The sequence below is a fragment of the Herbaspirillum sp. SJZ107 genome (assembly GCF_006715485.1).
In the GTDB taxonomy this organism is placed as follows: Bacteria; Pseudomonadota; Gammaproteobacteria; order Burkholderiales; family Burkholderiaceae_D; genus Telluria.
The window spans coordinates 1,501,874-1,521,062 of the sequence record NZ_VFNH01000002.1 but is presented as its reverse complement, the minus strand read 5'-3'; the positions used below and the strand labels follow the sequence as shown (position 1 = coordinate 1,521,062).

General features: G+C 64.0%; 21 protein-coding genes. 7 read left to right on the top strand and 14 right to left on the bottom strand.

The window, feature by feature from the left end:
* Position 1: 1 nt before the first annotated feature.
* Positions 2-871: an STAS domain-containing protein gene (locus FBX97_RS16570; protein ID WP_141833441.1), complete on the bottom strand. Its 870-nt coding sequence runs from the start codon at positions 869-871 to the stop codon at positions 2-4.
* 347 nt (positions 872-1,218) lie between these two features.
* On the opposite strand from FBX97_RS16570, the gene FBX97_RS16565 reads away from it, so the two are divergent.
* The 4 genes from FBX97_RS16565 (at position 1,219) to FBX97_RS16550 (ending at position 4,082) form a co-directional block, all read left to right on the top strand.
* A complete protein-coding gene (locus tag FBX97_RS16565; protein WP_255517492.1) occupies positions 1,219-1,740 on the top strand; it encodes a glycoside hydrolase family 104 protein in 522 nt (173 codons plus the stop codon).
* 85 nt (positions 1,741-1,825) lie between these two features.
* The gene (locus tag FBX97_RS16560; RefSeq protein WP_141833439.1) at positions 1,826-3,016 is read left to right on the top strand and encodes a HAMP domain-containing sensor histidine kinase; all 1,191 of its coding nucleotides are present in this window, start codon (positions 1,826-1,828) and stop codon (positions 3,014-3,016) included.
* Between the two features lie 258 nt (positions 3,017-3,274).
* Complete coding sequence (locus tag FBX97_RS16555) at positions 3,275-3,571, top strand: PadR family transcriptional regulator (protein WP_185748613.1); 297 nt, start codon at positions 3,275-3,277, stop codon at positions 3,569-3,571.
* Positions 3,564-4,082 (top strand): hypothetical protein, encoded by a 519-nt coding sequence (locus tag FBX97_RS16550; protein ID WP_141833435.1) that lies wholly within the window; start codon positions 3,564-3,566, stop codon positions 4,080-4,082. Before FBX97_RS16555 ends, FBX97_RS16550 begins: the two co-directional genes overlap by 8 nt.
* A 66-nt stretch (positions 4,083-4,148) precedes the next feature.
* On the opposite strand, the gene FBX97_RS16545 is transcribed toward FBX97_RS16550, so the two are convergent.
* The 6 genes from FBX97_RS16545 to rpsO all read right to left on the bottom strand — a co-directional run bounded on the left by FBX97_RS16545 (position 4,149) and on the right by rpsO (position 9,715).
* On the bottom strand, positions 4,149-4,796 hold the full coding sequence (locus tag FBX97_RS16545) for a hypothetical protein (protein ID WP_370457276.1): 648 nt from the start codon (positions 4,794-4,796) through the stop codon (positions 4,149-4,151).
* A gap of 11 nt (positions 4,797-4,807) precedes the next feature.
* Entirely contained in the window at positions 4,808-6,214 is a 1,407-nt protein-coding gene (locus tag FBX97_RS16540; protein WP_141833431.1) for a selenium-binding protein SBP56-related protein, read from the bottom strand.
* Positions 6,215-6,306: 92 nt separating this feature from the next.
* Positions 6,307-6,705, bottom strand: coding sequence for a lysozyme inhibitor LprI family protein (locus FBX97_RS16535; RefSeq protein WP_141833429.1), 399 nt, complete (start codon positions 6,703-6,705; stop codon positions 6,307-6,309).
* 8 nt (positions 6,706-6,713) lie between these two features.
* Positions 6,714-6,980 (bottom strand): UBP-type zinc finger domain-containing protein, encoded by a 267-nt coding sequence (locus FBX97_RS16530; protein ID WP_141833427.1) that lies wholly within the window; start codon positions 6,978-6,980, stop codon positions 6,714-6,716.
* 149 nt (positions 6,981-7,129) lie between these two features.
* A complete protein-coding gene (gene pnp / locus FBX97_RS16525; protein WP_141833425.1) occupies positions 7,130-9,238 on the bottom strand; it encodes a polyribonucleotide nucleotidyltransferase in 2,109 nt (702 codons plus the stop codon).
* A gap of 207 nt (positions 9,239-9,445) precedes the next feature.
* A complete protein-coding gene (gene rpsO / locus FBX97_RS16520; protein WP_047826294.1) occupies positions 9,446-9,715 on the bottom strand; it encodes a 30S ribosomal protein S15 in 270 nt (89 codons plus the stop codon).
* 199 nt (positions 9,716-9,914) lie between these two features.
* On the opposite strand from rpsO, the gene FBX97_RS16515 reads away from it, so the two are divergent.
* Positions 9,915-10,412, top strand: coding sequence for a hypothetical protein (locus FBX97_RS16515; protein ID WP_141833423.1), 498 nt, complete (start codon positions 9,915-9,917; stop codon positions 10,410-10,412).
* A gap of 37 nt (positions 10,413-10,449) precedes the next feature.
* Positions 10,450-10,968, top strand: coding sequence for a hypothetical protein (locus FBX97_RS16510; RefSeq protein ID WP_141833421.1), 519 nt, complete (start codon positions 10,450-10,452; stop codon positions 10,966-10,968).
* Here FBX97_RS16510 and FBX97_RS16505 read toward each other — a convergent pair.
* A complete protein-coding gene (locus FBX97_RS16505; protein ID WP_141833420.1) occupies positions 10,922-11,851 on the bottom strand; it encodes an alpha/beta hydrolase in 930 nt (309 codons plus the stop codon). The two genes, FBX97_RS16510 and FBX97_RS16505, sit on opposite strands and share 47 nt — an antisense overlap.
* 146 nt (positions 11,852-11,997) lie before the next feature.
* On the opposite strand from FBX97_RS16505, the gene FBX97_RS29615 reads away from it, so the two are divergent.
* Complete coding sequence (locus FBX97_RS29615) at positions 11,998-12,783, top strand: hypothetical protein (protein WP_185748612.1); 786 nt, start codon at positions 11,998-12,000, stop codon at positions 12,781-12,783.
* A 24-nt stretch (positions 12,784-12,807) separates the two neighbouring features.
* Here FBX97_RS29615 and pssA read toward each other — a convergent pair whose 3' ends face one another.
* The 6 genes from pssA to FBX97_RS16470 form a co-directional block, all read right to left on the bottom strand.
* Positions 12,808-13,674: a CDP-diacylglycerol--serine O-phosphatidyltransferase gene (gene pssA, locus FBX97_RS16495; protein WP_141833418.1), complete on the bottom strand. Its 867-nt coding sequence runs from the start codon at positions 13,672-13,674 to the stop codon at positions 12,808-12,810.
* A gap of 80 nt (positions 13,675-13,754) precedes the next feature.
* On the bottom strand, positions 13,755-14,537 hold the full coding sequence (locus FBX97_RS16490) for an SIMPL domain-containing protein (protein WP_141833416.1): 783 nt from the start codon (positions 14,535-14,537) through the stop codon (positions 13,755-13,757).
* 167 nt (positions 14,538-14,704) lie between these two features.
* On the bottom strand, positions 14,705-15,721 hold the full coding sequence (ilvC, locus tag FBX97_RS16485; RefSeq protein WP_141833414.1) for a ketol-acid reductoisomerase: 1,017 nt from the start codon (positions 15,719-15,721) through the stop codon (positions 14,705-14,707).
* A 109-nt stretch (positions 15,722-15,830) separates the two neighbouring features.
* Positions 15,831-16,322 carry an acetolactate synthase small subunit gene (ilvN, locus tag FBX97_RS16480; protein WP_028104341.1) on the bottom strand — a complete coding sequence of 164 codons (492 nt, stop codon included), beginning with the start codon at positions 16,320-16,322 and terminating at the stop codon, positions 15,831-15,833.
* The gene (locus FBX97_RS16475; protein WP_141833412.1) at positions 16,322-18,064 is read right to left on the bottom strand and encodes an acetolactate synthase 3 catalytic subunit; all 1,743 of its coding nucleotides are present in this window, start codon (positions 18,062-18,064) and stop codon (positions 16,322-16,324) included. Before FBX97_RS16475 ends, ilvN begins: the two co-directional genes overlap by 1 nt.
* A gap of 396 nt (positions 18,065-18,460) precedes the next feature.
* On the bottom strand, positions 18,461-19,087 hold the full coding sequence (locus FBX97_RS16470) for a glutathione S-transferase family protein (RefSeq protein ID WP_141833410.1): 627 nt from the start codon (positions 19,085-19,087) through the stop codon (positions 18,461-18,463).
* Between the last annotated feature and the right edge of the window lie 102 nt (positions 19,088-19,189).

Sequence of the window (19,189 nt, the reverse complement as noted above, 5' to 3'; positions counted from 1 at the left end):
GTTATGCCTTCCCGCCTTGCTTGATGATCGCCGTACCGGTGCGCTCCAGCGCCACCACGAAGGCGTCGGCCAGGCTGGCCTTGGTCGTCACGTCTTCCAGGTTCACGCCGAGGTGGACGATGGTCTGGGCGATCTGCGGGCGGATGCCGCTGATGATGCAGTCGGCGCCCATCAGGCGGGCGGCGGCGATGGTCTTCATCAGGTGCTGCGCCACCAGGGTGTCGACGGTCGGCACGCCGGTGATGTCGATGATGGCGATGGCGGCGCCGGTGTCGACGATCTTCTGCAGGATGTTTTCCATGACGACCTGGGTACGCGCCGAATCCAGGGTGCCGATCAGGGGCAGCGCCAGGATGCCGTTCCACAGCTTGACCACCGGGGTCGAGAGTTCGAGCAGTTCCTGCTGCTGGCGCACGATGATCTGGTCGCGCGTGCGCTGGAAGCTTTCGATGGTGAACAGGCCCAGCTTGTCGAGCAGGGTGGTGACGGTCCAGGAGGCATTGGCCAGGCCTTCGGCATCGCCGGCGAAGCCGTTGCTCAGGTGCGCGAACAGCGGCTGCTTCAGAGAAAACACGAAGGTCGCGGTCTCGCTCGGCGTCGAACCGCCGCGCGCGCGCGTCGAGGAAATATCGGCCAGCAGGTCGCGCGCTTCGTCCCACGAACGGTGGTCGATGTTCTGCAGTTCGCCGGCGCGGGCAGCATTCGCAAAGGCTGCCAGGAATTGCTGGCAATGGTTGCGCAGTTGCTCTTTGGAGACAACGTTCGAGCGCACCGTCAAAGCTTCGAGCTGCGCCACCCATTCCGCGCCGATCTCGGACTGGTGGTCCTGGATGATCTGGCTGATACGGGCCGCGTAGTCCTGAGTGCTCATCTGTCGTTCCTTGTCTTGGTAATAAGTGGAGCCCCTTGCGGCGCGCGGGTGCACGCGGGGGCATTCTGTCAAACAACCAACTATACCATTCCTTGCCTTGGTGCTACGGCACGATTAGCTGGAAACTCCCTACCCATCCAAATATCTGCCGGAACTGTTTCATGAACGCTACCGAATAATCAAAATTATCACGAAATTGCCGATTTATCGAAAGACGGCCACGCCGTTAAAGCAAGCTCGGCTGGGTGACAGCGCTTGTGGCGGAACAAGCATACCGATTATGCCAGGTGAATAATCTGCATGAGGCTGCCGGGTTTGTCCCGGCGCCGGCCCGACGGGAGCATGCCATGACCACCAGCACATCGTCGTCCACGCCCGAGGCGCGCAGGCTGCTCGAGAACCGCGCCCTGCTGCGCCATCCGAACATGCAGGCCTTCCTCAAGGCGATTGCCCTGGCCGAAGGCGGCGGCTACGACTTCCGCTACGGCGCCGTGCACGGCCGCCGCAACGACCCGTGGCGCTTCAGCGATTATTCCACCCATCCGGGCCCCGGACGCGGCGGCAAGGTGACGGCCGCCGGCATGTACCAGATCACCCGGCCGACCTGGCGCGAGATGGGCGCCAAAATGGGCTTGCGCGATTTTTCGCCCGCCACCCAGGACCTGGCCGCGGTCGAGATCCTGCGCACCATCGGTGCCGACGCCGACATCCTGCGCGGCGACCTCGAGGCTGCCCTCGACAAGGCCTCGCGCCGCTGGGCCGCCCTGCCACGCGGCAAAGGACGCACGGGGCGCTATCCGCCGCAGCCGTCGATCGCCTTCGACACCTTCGCGGCGCATTACCGCACGGCGGGAGGCACGCTGGCCTGAAACAGTGCGGCCATACGTGGGGTGCCGAACGGAAGTTTATCGTTTCAGCGCCTATCGTAACTTTTCATCGAAAAAGGTCGACCGCATGGATAACCGACAGGGCTGGACGCCCGAGCAAGCCGTAGCCTTCGCCCGCCTCATGCTGGGCGACACGGAGCAATACGGTGTGATTTTTTACGATGCCGGCCTGCGTATCACCGGCTGGAACAGGGGCGCCGAATTCCTGACCGGCTGGGCGGCGCACGAGGTGCTGGGCCAGCCGACCGCGATGCTGTTCGTGCCTGAAGACCGTGCGCGCATGCTCGACGTGCACGAAGCCAATACCGCCAGGGTCGTCGGCGTTGCCGAGGACGAGCGTTGGCACCTGCGCAAGGACGGGTCGCGCATGTGGTCGAGCGGCATCAGCCTCGTGCTCGGCAGGAAAAATGGCGAGGTAACGGACTTCATGAAGATATTCCGTGACGTGACACACCTTCGCGCGCGCATGAAATACCTCGAAAACGTCAACCAGGAATATGCCGCCGAGCAGCAGGAAAAGAATGTGTTCATCGGTACGATTGCCCATGAACTGCGCAATCCGCTGTTCCCGCTGAAGACCGCCATCGAGCTGATCAAGCAGATGAACGTGGACAATCCGGGGCTTGGCCATGCCATGAAGATTATGGAGCGACAGATCGGGTTCCTCGAGCGCATGGTCGAAGACCTGGTCGACCTGACGCGCGTCCAGACCAGCAGGATGCATCTCGCCTATGAAACGGTGATCATGCAGGAGCTTCTGCTGGAAGTGCTGGACGGCGCCCAGCCCGCTGCCGCGGCCAAGAACATCACGGTCCGGCACGTGATGCCGCCGGTGCCGATCAACATCGAAGTCGACCGCCAGCGCCTGCAACAGGTGATGATGAACCTGCTGAACAACGCCATCAAGTACACGCCGCGGGATGGCCATGTCTGGATGACGGCCACGGTCGACCAGACCCATTTCGTCTGCTACCTGAAGGACGATGGCCAGGGCATCGGTGCCGACCTGCTGCCGAAGATCTTCGACATCTTCACCCAGGCGGACGGCCAGGATGCGCATCGCGGCGCCGGACTCGGCATCGGCCTGGCCGTCGTCAAGGAAATCGTGACGCTGCACCAGGGAACGATCGAAGTGCGCAGCGAAGGCGCGGGCATGGGCAGCGAATTCACGGTCCGGATCCCGATGCGCCGCCCGCGCGGCTCGGAGCCGGAACCCTTGCCGGTGCCGGGGCAGGCCGACTCGGCGCCGCGCGTCTAGCGGCTGCGCACGAAGCCAGCCGCTCCATCCTGCAGTCCCCGCTTCCCTCCCCGCCTGAACACCACCCACTGCTTTGCCGGCACGCCATTGCTGTCGGCATAACGCCCCCTGTTTCCCTTCATCACTACGGTTGAGGCCGCTCAATCACGATGTCTTTTGCGGGAATGAATTCATACCGGACCCATCCAAGCCTTACGGATGCCGATCACGACCCGGATGAGTGCACACAACCAACCGATATTGCAGAGGACACCAGAAATGAATTTGTCGAAAAACGAAGTCGCGGTACTGAGTCTGCTGATGGGTGCGGGGGAAATGTACGGACTTGAGATGGTCAGGAAGTCCGAGGGGAAACTCAAGCTGGGAACGATTTACATCACGCTGAGCCGGATGGAGGAAAAAGGCTATGCGACGTCGAGGAGGGAGCTGGAAGCGGCAGTGGTGGTGCCGCGAAGACTGTACCGGATCACGGGCGCAGGTGCGAAGTTGTACCGGGCCTGGATCGCCGCCGAGGATGTATTCAACAGCCGACTGTGTGGAGTGCAACATGAGTGAAGAGTTAGCGAACCAGAAGCGTGACCTGCAAGCTGCCCTGGATTTTCCTGTCCTGCCCAGCGAGCAGGACAGCAAAGCCAGCATGCAGTTCCTGAACGGCCTGATCGACGGCTTGGCGGAAGACGATCTCTACGACACCGAGGCAGCGCGCCGGCGCCGCGGTCCCGGCTGGCGCAGTGCCGGCTGGCGCAAGCGCTCGCTGAACGTCCTGCACTGGCTGCACACCGGCCCCGGCACCCGCCATCCGATCGAGCGCGCGCCCGGCTTCCGCCTGGTCGAGGTACTGAAATTCTTTTGCCGCCGCAAGACCTGGGAACTCGTGATCGAGCCGATGCACACGGATTTCCTGCTCGAGTACTACGCGGCCCTGGGCGAAGGCAAGCGCCGCAAGGCCGGCTATCTGCAGGCGCAGATGCATGTCTGCCTGGTGTATGCCGTGGTCAGCGAGCGGGTGCTGCAGGCGCTGGGTACGATGTTCACCGGGCGCTTCAAGGCGCGGCCGGACAAATGAAGGCTTTCATGGGTGCCGTCGCCCTGCCCCGCAGCGACAAGACCGCCAGGCTTCGACCTGGCGGTTTTACATCATTGCCAGCCCGATCCCGGCCGCGCCTGCCAGCACCAGGCTCGCGCCCCACACCGCATCGAGGTTGAGCCAGACACGCTGCAGCATACGCAGGCCGAGATAGCGGTAGACGGCCCAGGCCACGCCGATGCCGGCCAGGAGGGTCGCCAGCGTATGCACCGTCGCGATCTGCAGCGCCGTGCCCATGTTCGCCTGCGCCATCGACGGCATGATGGCGTGATGCCCAGGCCCGGACTGCGCGCACAGGCCCAGCATGAACGGCACCAGCATCAAGCCTGCGCCATGCGCGGTGGCCATCAGGAAGGACCACCACGCGAGCCGGGTCGGGGCAATGCGCGCCAGCATGCGCGGGTGACGCCGCCCCAGCAGTTTATAGACACCGAACAGCAGCACGGCCAGGCCGGCGCCGATGCGGATGGCGCGGCTCCATTCCAGATACCAGCCGAGCCAGGCGAACGGCGCCAGCGCCACCGCGATCGCCATGAAATGGCCGCCGCCGAGCGGCAGCATGGTGGCAAACACCGATGCCGCGCGCCGGTCGGTCATGCCATTCGCCACCGCCAGCGGCCAGCCCATCGCCGGGTTCAGGCCGTGATACAGGCCGAGCGCGACCACCGTGAGCCATAGCGCGCCGGTGTTCAAGCCGATCTGGTTCAAGCCGACGGATAGCAGAACGAATCGGTCGAGCAGTCGCCGCCCTGCAGGCGGATCTGGTGCGCCGCGTAGTCCGGTCCGAAGTCGACGTAGAACGACGGATCCAGTTCGAGGCCGCCATCTGGGCCGACATGGCACATCATCTGCACGCCCGGCACGCCGGCCGGATAAAACTGCCGGTCCCAGCTGCTGTACAGCGAATTGGTGAAATACACCCGCTTGCCGTCGCGGCTGATTTCGGTCATCTGCGGACCGCCGCCGACCGCCCGGCCGTTCGGGTGCGCGGCGCGCCGGGCAATGCCGCCGATGCGTACGCTGCCCGCCAGTACCGGCTGCATCGGATCGCTGACGTCGTACTGGCGCAGCTCGCCGGTACCCCAGCATGCCACATACAAAAAGCGGTCGTCGAGCGACAGGTCGATATCGGTCACCAGCGGCGGCACCGCGCCGAAGCCTTTCAGCAGGTCCGGCAACCGGTCGGGATCGGCCGGTTCGGGCGGGATCGTCGCGGTCTTGCGGATCTGGAACTTGCCGTTGTCGCGATACCAGGTCCAGATCGACCCTTCCAGGTTATTCGTGTCGACCACCACGCCCAGGAAGCCGTATTCGCGTGGCGGATCGTGGGCCGGGCGGATCTCGAGCGCCATCTGGTGGTTGGCGCCGAGGTCGATGGTCTGGATATGCCTGCGCTCGCGCAGGTTCCAGAAATGCACCGCGTGGCCATATTTATTGGCGAGCAGGTCGTCGGCGACGATGCCGTTTTCGAATTGCGGCGGCAAGGCCCATTCGCTCGACACCATGTAATCGCGCGGCAGGTTCCACCAGAAATCGTAATGCAGCTTTTGCGCGCCGCGCTCGATTTCCCAGCGCCCGAGGATCTCGAAGCTTTCGCAATCCATGATGAAGACGCCCGGCGGCCCCTGGGTGCCGTCCGGACCGGCGCCGCCCAGGGTACTGATATAGATGCCTTCCGGGCCGCAATGCACGGTGTGCGGACGCGAGTAGCCGGTCTTGCGCATGATCTCTTCCGGCTCGATGGTCTTGACCAGCGTCGGCGCGCGCGGATCGGGCTGGGTGTCCACGATGTAGATGCGCGACGAGCGGATGCCGGGAATGACGAGATAGCGGCGTTGAAGATGCGCATGGCCCGACAGCGGCGACAGCGCGGAACTGCAGGCATTCCAGCCGAAATGGTGGAATTCGTCGCCGGTATGCGGCATGACCAGCTTGTTGATCACCGCGCCGTAGGTCGCCGACTGCGGATCGACGTCGACGACGGCCAGCGCATCGGGCCGCGAGCGGTCCGGCGACAGCAGCACCGTGTAGGCAAGCTGTTCGGGCGGCGCTTCCATCGCCAGCCGCGGCGATGGGTGGAAAGTGGGATCGGGACGCAAGGTTTGCAGCATGGTGCCTCCTCGTTGCGTAACGCCCGGAATGGCCGAGCCATTGAAGGCTAGGCGCTGGGGTGGGTGCTGTCAAGGAGCGATGTATTGCGGGATTACTCCAGCCACACCTTGTCTGCTTCCAGCGCGAGCGCCCTGCTTTCGTCCAGCTCCGCTTCACAGGCCGCCTTGATGGCATCGGTGGCGTTGCTCGTGTGCGCCACCGACGCGCGGAAGGTGCATGCAGCACGACGATACGCATCAAACGACGCGATGCTTGCCTCGAGATGTCCGCTTGTCTCTGCAGTCACGACTTTCCGGATGGTTTTTTCAGCCTCTTTCAGATGCTGCCGGGCGGCTTGCGCATGCCGGTCGACACAGGCCGCCATGGCAGGATGAGCACCTTCATTCCAGCATCCGTCGATGATGTCCTGCGCATCCTTTGCGCCGGCTGCATGAGGCGAAAAGAACAAAAGAACGCATAGTCCAAGGCTTTGCAGACGCATGTCGTGCATGAACAGCGTTAAACGGGGTCCTTGAATACCCGGTCCAGATAACACCAGCCCCAGGTTTCGCCCGGCTCGTCGGAGCGGATCACAGGATGGCCGGTCCCGTGGAAATGGCGAGTCGCGTGCTTGTTCTTGGAATCGTCGCAACAGCCGACGTGGCCGCAGCTCAGGCAGACGCGCAGGTGGACCCAGTTGTCGCCGGTCTGCAGGCATTCCTCGCAGCCGTCGGTGTTGCCTTCGCGCTGAGTTACCTCGTGAAAGTGCGCGCAATCATTTGCCATACAAGCTCCGGATCGAAGAATCGGTGAATGACCAGCCAAGCCTAGTGTAGCGGTTTTGACATCCGCGAAGTGCGCCGCATCGCGGGCATAAAAAAACCGCCAGGCTCACGCACTGGCGGTTTTGATCCGGCTAGACAGCCGCAGGAGGATTACTGTGCGTTGGCAGCAGCATCATCCGCAGCAGCAGCCTTCATCGACAGCTTCAGGCGGCCGCGCTCGTCGGTCTCGAGGACCTTCACGCGCACTTGCTGGCCTTCCTTCAGGTAGTCGGCGACGGCGTTCACACGCTCGTTGGCGATCTGCGAGATGTGCAGCAGGCCGTCCTTGCCCGGCATCACTTGCACGATGGCGCCGAAGTCCAGCAGCTTGAGCACGGTGCCGTCGTAGGTCTTGCCCACTTCGACCGAGGCGGTCAGCTCTTCGATGCGGCGCTTGGCTTCCTGGCCGGCGGCGGCGTCGACCGAGGCGATGGTCACGATGCCTTCGTCGGTGATGTCGATCTGGGTGCCGGTCTCTTCGGTCAGCGCGCGGATGACGGCGCCGCCCTTGCCGATCACGTCACGGATCTTTTCCGGGTTGATCTTGATGGTGATCAGGCGCGGTGCGAAGTCCGACAGCTGCGAATTCACGGTCGGCATGGCCTTCTGCATCTCGGCCAGGATGTGCTGGCGGCCTTCCTTGGCTTGCGCCAGTGCCACCTGCATGATTTCCTTGGTGATGCCCTGGATCTTGATGTCCATCTGCAGCGCGGTGATGCCGTTGGCGGTACCCGCTACCTTGAAGTCCATGTCGCCCAGGTGGTCTTCATCGCCCAGGATGTCGGTCAGGACGGCGAACTTGCCGCCTTCCTTGATCAGGCCCATGGCGATGCCGGCCACGTGGGCCTTCATCGGGACGCCGGCGTCCATCAGTGCCAGGCAGCCGCCGCAGACCGACGCCATCGACGAGGAACCGTTCGATTCGGTGATTTCCGACACCAGGCGTACCGAGTAGCTGAACTCTTCCGGCGACGGCAGCGCGGCGACCAGCGCGCGCTTGGCCAGGCGGCCGTGGCCGATTTCGCGGCGCTTCGGGGTACCCACACGGCCGGTTTCGCCGGTGGCGAACGGAGGCATGTTGTAGTGCATCATGAAGTCGTCGGTGTACTCGCCCATCAGCGCGTCGATCTTCTGGCTGTCGCGGCCGGTGCCCAGGGTGGCGATCACCAGCGCCTGCGTTTCGCCGCGGGTGAACAGGGCCGAGCCGTGGGTGCGCGGCAGGACGCTCGAGCGGATCGAGATCGGACGCACGGTGCGGGTGTCGCGGCCGTCGATACGCGGCTCGCCTTCCAGGATCTGCGAACGCACGACCTTGGCTTCCATGTCGAACAGAATGTTGCCGACTTCGGCGCTATCCGCTTCGATGCCCTGCTCTTGCAGGCCTGCCATGACTTCGCCCGACAGCGACTTCAGCTTTTGCTGGCGTGCCGACTTTTCGCGGGTCTGGTAGGCATCGCGCACCTTGGCTTCGGCCAGTTGGGCGACTTGGGCGATCAGGGTTTCGTTCTTCGGTGCCGGGCTCCACTCGACTTCCGGCTTGCCGCCTTCTTCGACCAGCGCGTGGATCGCGTCGATCACGGCCTTCATCTGCTCGTGGCCGTAGACAACCGCGCCCAGCATGATTTCTTCGGACAGCTGCTGGGCTTCGGATTCGACCATCAGCACGGCGTGTTCGGTACCGGCGACGACCAGGTCCATCTGCGAGGTCTTCAGCTGGGTGGTGGTCGGGTTCAGGATGTACTGGCCGTTGGCGTAGCCGACGCGGGCGGCGCCGATCGGGCCGCTGAACGGGATGCCGGCGACGCACAGGGCGGCCGAGGCGCCGATCATCGACGGGATGTCCGGATCGATTTCAGGGTTGACCGACAGCACGTGGATGATGACCTGGACTTCGTTCAGGTAGCCTTCCGGGAACAGCGGGCGGATCGGACGGTCGATCAGGCGCGAGGTCAGCGTTTCCTTTTCCGACGGACGGCCTTCGCGCTTGAAGAAGCCACCCGGGATCTTGCCGGCGGCGTAGCTCTTCTCGATGTAATCGACGGTCAGCGGGAAGAAATCCTGGCCCGGCTTGGCATCCTTCTTGGCGACCACGGTCGCGAGGACGACGGTGTCTTCCACCGACACCACGACGGCGCCGCTGGCTTGACGGGCGATTTCGCCGGTTTCCAGGGTAACGGTGTGCTCGCCGTACTGGAAGGTTTTCGTAACTTTGTTAAACATGGGGTATCCCTTTCATTTTGCCGACAGATTTTCAGGCGCTGTCGTTCACCTCACCACGGGCCGTTCGTTGGAACGGCCTTCCTCCAATGAATCATTGCTGCACCGAGCTTCAAATGCGTCCGCCAATACGAAAAATGCCCGCGGCAGTCGAACTGACGCAGGCATTTTTGATTTAAGCGTTCCGCTGAAAGCTCAATGCGTAAAGAATTACTTACGCAGGCCGAGCTTGGCGATCAGGTCGCGGTAACGGTTCAGATCTTTGTTCTTCAGGTAAGCCAGCAGGCTCTTACGACGGTTGACCATCATGATCAGGCCGCGGCGCGAGTGGTGGTCCTTCTTGTGCTCTTTGAAGTGGCCGTTCAGTTCGTTGATGCGTGCGGTCAGCAGTGCAACTTGCACTTCCGGCGAACCGGTGTCTTTGTCGCCACGTGCGTTGTCGGCGATGATCGCTGCTTTGTTGATGTGTTCTACGGACATGATATTACCTTTCACATGCGGTGCAAGAGTCGGAACCCAGCGCACCGTGAATTGTTAAGAAACCCTGACCTTCAGGTCAAGACCGGAGAGTATAGGTGAAAACGGCAGGCGAAGCCAGTCTTTCCTGGCTTTCGTTACAATGCATGGGATGGCGATGCCAAGATGGCATGCACTAAGGATTTTACGGATGAGCAAACCAATGAAGATCAGAACGCTGGCCGCGCTGCTGGCACTTTCCCTCGGCCTGGGCGCCTGCGGCGGCCTGCAGACCAAGCTGCCGGCCGGCATCCCGGCGGCCGACGTCACTGCCCGCCTCGGCAAGCCGACCGCCACCTATCCCGACCCGGACGGCGGCCAGTGGCTGGAGTACCGTGGCCAGCCGATGGGACAGTTCCAGCACATGGCGCGCATCGGCGCCGACGGCCGGCTGATCTCCTACGGCCAGGTGCTCACCAGCGAGAATTTCGCCAACGTGCAAGTCAACCGCTGGAACCGCGACGACATCCTGCGCCACTTCGGCCGCCCTGCCGAGACCGGGCGCGTACGCCTCGACGACCGCGAAGTCTGGTCCTACCGCTACAAGCAGGACGGGCTGTGGAATTCGATGATGAACGTCTACTTCAACGCACGCGGCGTCGTGGTGCGGCTGCAAAACACGCCGGACCCGGTGCTCGACGAGCGCTTCAAGGGCATGTAACTACCCGCCCGGCCGGCGCGGACAAGGAATAGCGACCATGACGAATCTGCTGAACTCCACGCTGGCGACCCTGTCTTTGTCGGTGGCCCTGTCGCTGGGCCTGGGCGGCTGCGCCCAGCTGCTGCGCCAGCCGCCGCCCGCCGGTGCGCCGCTGGCCGAGGTGCAGGCCAGGCTCGGCACGCCGCGTGCCGCCTACCCTTTGCCGGACGGCGGCCAGGTGCTCGAATACGCCGGCCAGCCGATGGGCCAGTTCCAGCACATGGCCACCATCGGCGCGGACGGCCGGCTGGTGGCTTACGAACAGGTGCTGACGAGCGAGAAATTTGCCATCGTCAAAATCGGACGCTGGAACAAGGACGACATCCTGCGCACCTTCGGCCACCCGGCCGAAACCTCGCGCGTCGCCTTTCACAACTACGAAGTCTGGTCTTACCGCTACAAGGAATCGGGCGTGTGGAACTCGATGATGCACGTCCACTTCGACCAGCAAGGCATCGTCCAGCAGATGATCAACGGGCCGGACCCGATGTACGACGATCGCTTCCGCTTCCGCTGACGCCACCATTGATACTGCCACCGAGGGTGTCGTTGACGAAGGCCTGCACCGCATCCAGCGTCGGCGCCAGTCGCCGCAGCGTGGGCGACAGCGAGGCCACCAGCGTGTAGTGATTCACTCCGCCGTAATACAGCTCGCGCACCGGCACCCCGGCCGTGCGCAGCCGGCTCGCCAGTGCGCCGGTATTGCGCGCCGGATCGACCAGGTCGTCGCTGTTGGCGGCGATCAGCAGCGCGGGCGGCGCCTTGGCGCCGGCGTGGTTCACGGGCTGCGACTCGGGGCGGGTGTTTGGATAATCGAAGACCGGGCGCGTGGTCCGGTTCTGGATCGGCAGGAAGTCGTAGGGGCCGGCCAGGCCGATCCAGCCGCGCAGCGAGTCCGGCCTCATGCCCTGCTGCCCCAGCCAGCGCGGGTCCAGCGCCACCATCGCCGCGTTGTAGGCGCCGGCACTGTGGCCCATCACGAACACTTTCGCCGGATCGCCGCCGTACGCACCGGCATGGCGTTCGGTCCATGCCACGGCAGCAGCGGCATCGGCCAGGAAGTCCGGATAATGCACCTGCGGATACAGGCGGTAATCCGGCACCACCACCACAAAGCCGCGCGCCGCCAGCGCCCGGCCGACAAAGGCGTAGTCGCTGCGCTTGCCGCTGACCCAGTTGCCGCCGTAAAAGAAGACGATGACCGGCGCCGCGCCGCTGCCGGCTTGCGGACGGTAGATGTCGAGCATGTTGCGCGGGTCGCCGCCGTAGCGGATCGCCGTGCTGGCGCTGCTGTCGCCATCGGGCGAGATCGCGTTCACCACGCCCAGCGGCGAGCATGCGGCCACGGAGGCGGCTGCCAGCACGGCGGCGGCGCAGGCCAGGAAAAGTCGTCGGGTCATTGATTGCTGCCGATAAAGATCATGACCCGAGTATAGAGGGCCACCCGGCGCGGGCCGCGCACGCCAGCCGGCCCCTGCCCTTAGGCGAAACTTAGGCGCAAGAATGTGTGAGAAATGGTTCGGATGCGCTCGCTATACTCGGCCGCATGTTGACTGCATATCATCCCCTTCCGCGCGAACGGCGCTACGCCGGCCTGGCATTGACCGTGCTGGTCCATGCAGTGCTATTGCTGGGCTGGCAGATGAGCCGCCACACATTGCCGGTGGAGAGCGGGCCGGCGCCGAAGCGCACCCTCATCCAGTGGATCCGGCTGCCGCCCCTCAAAGCGCTCCCGGCGCCGCCACCCAAGCCAGTGCAGTTGCCGAAGCCGGCGCAAGCAGCTGCCCGCGCCCCTGCTGCGGCGACGCCGCGCACGACCGCGTCGCAGCCGGCGGCCATCCCCGAGGCGGCGCCGATCACGCTGGCACCGGCAACCCCGGCAGCGTCATCCACCGACAACCCGGCCAACGCACCCCAGGCCGCGCCGTCCGAGCCGGCCGCGGCCAGGCCCAGCACGGCGGAGATCCTGAAACGCGCCAAACGCGACATCGGCAAGATCGACCGCGCGCTGCGCAAGGAAAACAATCCGTATATCGCGGCCCCATTGGACAGCCCGCAGATCCGCATGCGCGAAAAGATGGAGGCGGCGCACGACCTGGCCGCGCCGCGGCCATGGGAAGCGCCGAAGATCGATGAGCTGGTGCCGAATACCGGCACCGGCGAGCGCCGCACCCGCATCATCACCGGCGGCGGCACCTACTGCATCACCGAACGCCCGCCGGGCAGCACCAGCATCGACATGATCGAAAAGCACGGCAAGCAGATGATCACCAGCTGCCCGGCGCACGAGACGCCGGCAAGCAAGCAGAACTGGCGGACGCTGCGCGACTGAGGCCCGGCGCCGCCGTCCCGGCGCTCAGCGCCGTTCGCTCGGATCGACCGGGTACTCGTCGGTCTGCACGATGCTGACCGGCTTGCCCTTGGCCAAACGCCAGAAGTACACCGCATAGCCCGACAGGCCGTACAGCACGAACAGCGGCCACAGGACCTTGGGCGGGTCGATCGCCAGCAGCGCCAGCGCCAGCGCGATCAGGAACACCACGATGAAGGGCACCGACTTGCGGAAGTTCACGTCCTTGAAGCTGTAGAACGGCACGTTGGTCACCATCGTCAGGCCGGCGAACAGCGCGATGGCCCACGAGATCCAGTCGGCCTGGCGCGGGCTGATGTTGATGTCGGGGTCGGTCATCATCATCACGAAACCGACCACCAGCGCCGCGGCCGCCGGGCTGGGCAAGCCCTGGAAGAAGCGCTTGTCGACGACTTCGATGTTCGTGTTGAAGCGCGCCAGGCGCAGCGCGGCGCCGGCGCAGTAGACGAAGGCGGCGATCCAGCCCAGCTTGCCCAGGCCGCGCAGCGACCATTCGTAGATGACGAGGGCCGGGGCGGCGCCGAACGAGACCATGTCGGACAGCGAATCGTACTGGGCGCCGAATTCGGACTGGGTATTGGTCAGGCGCGCCACACGGCCGTCCAGGCTGTCGAGCACCATGGCGATGAACACGGCCCAGCAGGCGTGGTCGAAGCGCTGGTTCATCGCCATCACGATGGCGTAGAAACCGCCGAACAGGGCCGCGGTGGTGAAGGCGTTGGGCAGCAGGTAGATGCCGCGGCGCGGCCGGCCGCGCGGACCGTCGATCGGCGCACCGGCCCGGCGGGCCTTGAAGCGGGCGAAGGATGCCTTGACGGCGCCGGATTTTCTGCGTCGTGGGAGAGGAGCCATGGTTGTTTTGGGTAGCTGCGCACCGGGCGCGGATGGCTCCATTATAGTGGTGCCGGTGCGCAGTTAGCTAATTGACAGTGTTAGCGGAACCTTACCTTCCCTACCAGACGCATCTGCAGGGTGGTTTCGCCGGGTTCGAAGCTGGGTTCCGGCACGTCGTCGGCATCGCCCCTCTTGGCGCGCATCATCATCGGTGCCGGCGCCTCGACTGCACGTTCGCCCGCGTAATTGCCGCTGCCCTCGAAATCGACGGTATCGATGACGGCGTCGTTAACGCTGCGCCCCATGGCGCGTGCAATCGAGGCGATGCGCTGGTTCAGGTTGCGGTAAGTGGCGGCGATGCGCTCGTCGTCCAGCTGCTTTTCCAGTTCCGGGCTCAAATGGTAATCGATGCCGTTGATGCCCAGCACCTTCTGCACGGCGGCAGCCGCCTTCGGCAATTGCGCCAGGTTGCGCGTCTTCATCTCGAGGCTCTGACCGACCCGCCAGCCGATCGGAATGCGGCGCGCCTCCGGATTGGCGAGCGGGCGCGCCGGATTCTCCGGCACTTCCGGGTACACCGGGTAGCTGTAGTAGTTGACGGTCTTCAGCTCGGCCTGCGGGTCCTGGCGGCGCAGTATGTCGGTGCCCTGCTTCATTTTCTGGTTGACGCGCGCAGTGGCGGCGGCGCGGTCCTTGTCCTGTTCCTCGACGGTGAAGGTGACGGTGGCTTCGTCGTTGGCGCGCTTGACTTCGCCGAAGGCGGGAACGACGACCAGGGTGCCGCTGGTGCTGAAGGCGGGTGCGGTGGCGGCGCCGGTTTGCGCCTGGGCGTTGAGGGCGAGGCCGAGGATGGCGGCGAGGATGAGGCGGGACGGGGCCATGCTTGTGCTCCTGGGTTGATGTCGACAGGAGAACAATAACGGTTTTCTTCTTATGGACGAGCGTATGTAATGGAAAGTTGCAAATAGGTACAATTCACTGAATTGTTACCCTGAAAACGTCGCCCCTGCGCAGGCAGGGGCGACGGGTCAAGCGGTAATGATCGAACTTAGTTCTTCGACTGGTCCACCAGCTTGTTCTTGGCGATCCACGGCATCATCGCGCGCAGCTTGCTGCCCACTTCTTCGATCTGGTGCTCGGCGGTCAGGCGGCGGCGCGAGATCAGGGTCGGGGCGCCGGCCTTGTTTTCCAGGATGAAGGACTTGGCGTATTCGCCGGTCTGGATGTCCTTCAGGCACTGGCGCATCGCGTTCTTGGTGTCTTCGGTCACGACGCGCGGGCCGGTGACGTATTCGCCGTATTCCGCGTTGTTCGAGATCGAGTAGTTCATGTTGGCGATGCCGCCTTCGTAGATCAGGTCGACGATCAGCTTCAGCTCGTGCAGGCACTCGAAGTAAGCCATCTCCGGCGCGTAGCCGGCTTCCACCAGGGTCTCGAAACCGGCCTTGATCAGTTCGACGGTACCGCCGCACAGCACGGCCTGCTCGCCGAACAGGTCGGTCTCGGTCTCTTCGCGGAAGTTGGTCTCGATGATGCCGGCACGGCCGCCGCCGTTGGCCATGGCGTAGGACAGCGCGATGTCGCGGGCGGCGCCCGACTTGTCCTGGTAGACCGCGATCAGGTGCGGCACGCCGCCACCCTGGCGGTAGGTGCCGCGCACGGTGTGGCCCGGGGCCTTCGGCGCGATCATGATGACGTCGAGGTCGGCGCGCGGCACGACCTGGCCGTAGTGGACGTTGAAGCCGTGGGCGAAGGCCAGCACCGCGCCCTGCTTGATGTTCGGCTCGACGTTTTGCTTGTAGACCTCGGCGATGTTCTCGTCCGGCAGCAGGATCATGACGACGTCGGCTTGCTGGACTGCCTCGTTGACTTCGGCAACCTTGATGCCGGCCTGCTCGACCTTGTTCCAGGAGGCGCCGCCGCGGCGCAGGCCGACGGTCACGTTGACGCCGGATTCAGTCAGGTTCTGGGCGTGGGCATGGCCTTGCGAGCCGTAGCCGATGATGGCGACGTTCTTGCCTTTGATGAGGGAGAGGTCGCAGTCTTTGTCGTAGAAAACTTTCATTTTTGATCCTGTGCTTTATATATGGTTGTATGTGTTGGTGCCCGCATCACGCGTGGCACCTTTGCTGTCGCGCCCCCTTGGGTCGACAGCACCCTACGTTTTGGTTTGGTCAGACTTTCAGGATGCGTTCGCCGCGGCCGATGCCCGAACCGCCGGTACGGACGGTCTCGAGGATCGAAGCGCGGTCGATGGCATCGATGAAGGCATCCAGCTTGGATTTCGCCCCGGTCAGCTCGATCGTGTAGGTCTTCTCGGTCACGTCGATGATGCGGCCGCGGAAGATGTCGGCGGTGCGCTTCATTTCTTCGCGCTCCTTGCCGACCGCCCTCACCTTGATCAGCATGAGCTCGCGCTCGATGTGCTGGCCTTCGGTCAGGTCGACCACCTTCACCACCTCGATCAGGCGGTTCAGGTGCTTGGTGATCTGCTCGATGATGTCGTCCGAACCGGTGGTCACGATCGTCATGCGCGACAGCGTCGCGTCTTCGGTCGGGGCCACGGTCAGGGTCTCGATGTTGTAGCCGCGTGCGGAGAACAGGCCGACCACGCGCGACAGGGCGCCCGCTTCGTTTTCGAGCAGGACGGAAATAATGTGGCGCATTACAGGTCCTCCGCGCTCAGCAGCATCTCCGACAGGCCCTTGCCCGTCTTGACCATCGGCCAGACGTTCTCGCTGCGGTCGGTGATGAAGTTCATGAACACCAGGCGGTCCTTCATGGCGAAGGCATCGCGCATCGCGCCTTCGACGTCGCCCGGCTTTTCGATGCGCATGCCGACGTGGCCGTAGGCCTCGGCCAGCTTTTCGAAATCGGGCAGCGAATCCATGTACGACTCGGAGTAGCGCGAGTTGTAGTCGAGTTCCTGCCACTGGCGCACCATGCCCAGGAAGCGGTTGTTCAGGAGGATGATCTTCGGCGTCAGGTGGTACTGCTTGCAGGTAGCCAGTTCCTGGATGTTCATCTGGATCGAGCCCTCGCCGGTGACGCAGGCCACCGTCGCGCCCGGGTTCGCCATCTGCACGCCCATCGCGTACGGCAGGCCCACGCCCATCGTGCCCAGGCCGCCCGAATTGATCCAGCGGCGCGGCTTGTTGAACGGGTAGTACTGGGCCGCCCACATCTGGTGCTGGCCGACGTCGGAGGTGACGAAGGCGTCGCCGCCGGTCACCTGCCACAGCGTCTCGACCACCGATTGCGGCTTGATGACTTCGTTCGAGGTCGGGTACTTCAGGCACTCGCGGCCGCGCCATTCGCCGATCTGCTGCCACCATTTCTGCAGCGCCGGGGCGTTGGGCTTGCCGCCGCCCGGGGTCGCTTCGGCAGCATCCAGCTGCGACAGCAGCTCGACCAGCACGTCCTTGACGTTGCCGACGATCGGGATGTCGACCTTCACCCGCTTCGAGATCGACGACGGGTCGATGTCGATGTGGATGATCTTGCGCGGATTGGTGGCGAAGTGGCGCGGATTGCCGATCACGCGGTCGTCGAAGCGGGCGCCGATCGCGATCAGGACGTCGCAATGCTGCATCGCCATGTTCGCTTCATAGGTGCCGTGCATGCCCGGCATGCCGACGAAATGGCCGCTGGACGCGCGGTAGGCGCCGAGGCCCATCAGGGTGTTCGTGACCGGGAAGCCGAGCTTGTCGACCAGCCGGTTCAGTTCGTTCGATGCGTTGGCCAGGATCACGCCGCCGCCGGTATAGATCATCGGGCGTTCGGCCTGCAGCAGCAGTTGCACCGCCTTGCGGATCTGGCCGGCATGGCCTTTGTCGACCGGCTTGTACGAGCGCATCTCGATCTCGCGCGGATACGCGTACATCGCCTTCTGCATGCTGACATCCTTCGGGATGTCGACCAGCACCGGGCCTGGACGGCCGGTACGGGCAATATAGAAGGCTTTCTTGACCGTGGCTGCCAGGTCGCGCACGTCCTTGACCAGGAAGTTGTGCTTGACCACAGGGCGGGTGATGCCGACGGTGTCGCATTCCTGGAAGGCGTCCTGGCCGATTGCGTGGGTCGGCACCTGGCCGGAAATCACGACCATCGGGATCGAGTCCATGTACGCGGTCGACAGGCCGGTGACGGCATTGGTGACGCCCGGGCCGGAGGTGACCAGGGCCACGCCGACTTCGTTGGAGCTGCGCGAATAGGCATCGGCCGCATGGATGGCCGCCTGTTCGTGGCGCACCAGGATATGCTGGAATTTGTCCTGCTTGAAGATGGCGTCGTAGATATACAGGACGGCACCGCCCGGATAGCCGAACACGTGTTTCACGTTTTCTTCGGCCAGGCAGCGCACGAGTATCTCGGCGCCCGTGATGGGAGCTGTTGCGTCGTTGCTCATATACGTCTTTCCTTTCAAGACCCAGAGGGAGATTGATCGGATGCTCGTTCCTGACGAGAGACGGATGTCACGCAACAGTGCTCATGCTTCCCTTCTTTCTGCGGTCACATCGGCTTTTCCGCTATCCGTAGGTAGCGTGCGAACCGGCGCTGGGCGCAAACTCGTTTGGCGTGAGTTACTGAAGCGGCATGCGTATCTCTCGCGCTTGTGGCGCGGGTTGGAGCAAACTGCCTACATGTGAAAGCGCGTCATGCCGAGAGCGGCCTTGTGTGCCGGCCTGGCTTGACAAAAAGCTTCGGGGTTGCAAAGCGTTCCATACCTTACTGCGTTGCACCATTCCGGTCAAGCCCAAAGTGGGAAAATGCCTTTTTTGGTGCAACGGGCCGGGTCACCGCGTCAGGGTGTCCCGTTCAGCGCGAAGGCAAGGCACCCCGGGCGCCGGCGCAGCCGGTCGAGCCAGGCCTGCAGCGCCGGCGTGTCCGGGCGCGCCATCGGCGTCATCAGCCAGCGGTTGGCCGACAGGCCGAGCACGATGTCGGCCAGCGAAAAATCCGCGCCGGCCGCATACGCGCCGGTCCGGTCCAGCTGGCGCTCGAGGATGCCCATGTGGCGGTTCCATTGCGCGATGCTGTGCTCGACCTGGGCGGCGTCGGCGTGTGCCGGGCTGTTGCGCACCAGCGCCATGAAGGCATAGCGCCAGGAATTGTTGAGTTCGCCGGCCTGCCAGTCCATCCACTGCTCGACGCGGGCACGCGCCACCGCGTCGCGCGGCAGCAGGCTGCCGTCGCCGTAGCGCCCCGCGAGGTAACGGCAGATCGTGTTCGATTCCCACAGCACCGTACCGTCGCTGTCGACGATGACCGGCACCATCGCATTCGGATTCAGCGCCAGGAATGCCGGCTCCGCGGGCGAGCGGAACGGCAGGCCCCAGTCTTCGCGCTGGTATTCGATGCCGAGTTCGGCGCAGGTCCACAAGACCTTGCGCACGTTGATCGACGTGTCTTTTCCAAGCAGCCGCAGCATTTCCATCTCCGCCCCGTTGATGTTGCAACTATTCTAGCGCCGTATTTCCTCTGTTCATGATAATTTTGCACGCCAACATGCGGTGCGGCTGCCGGTTTCCGG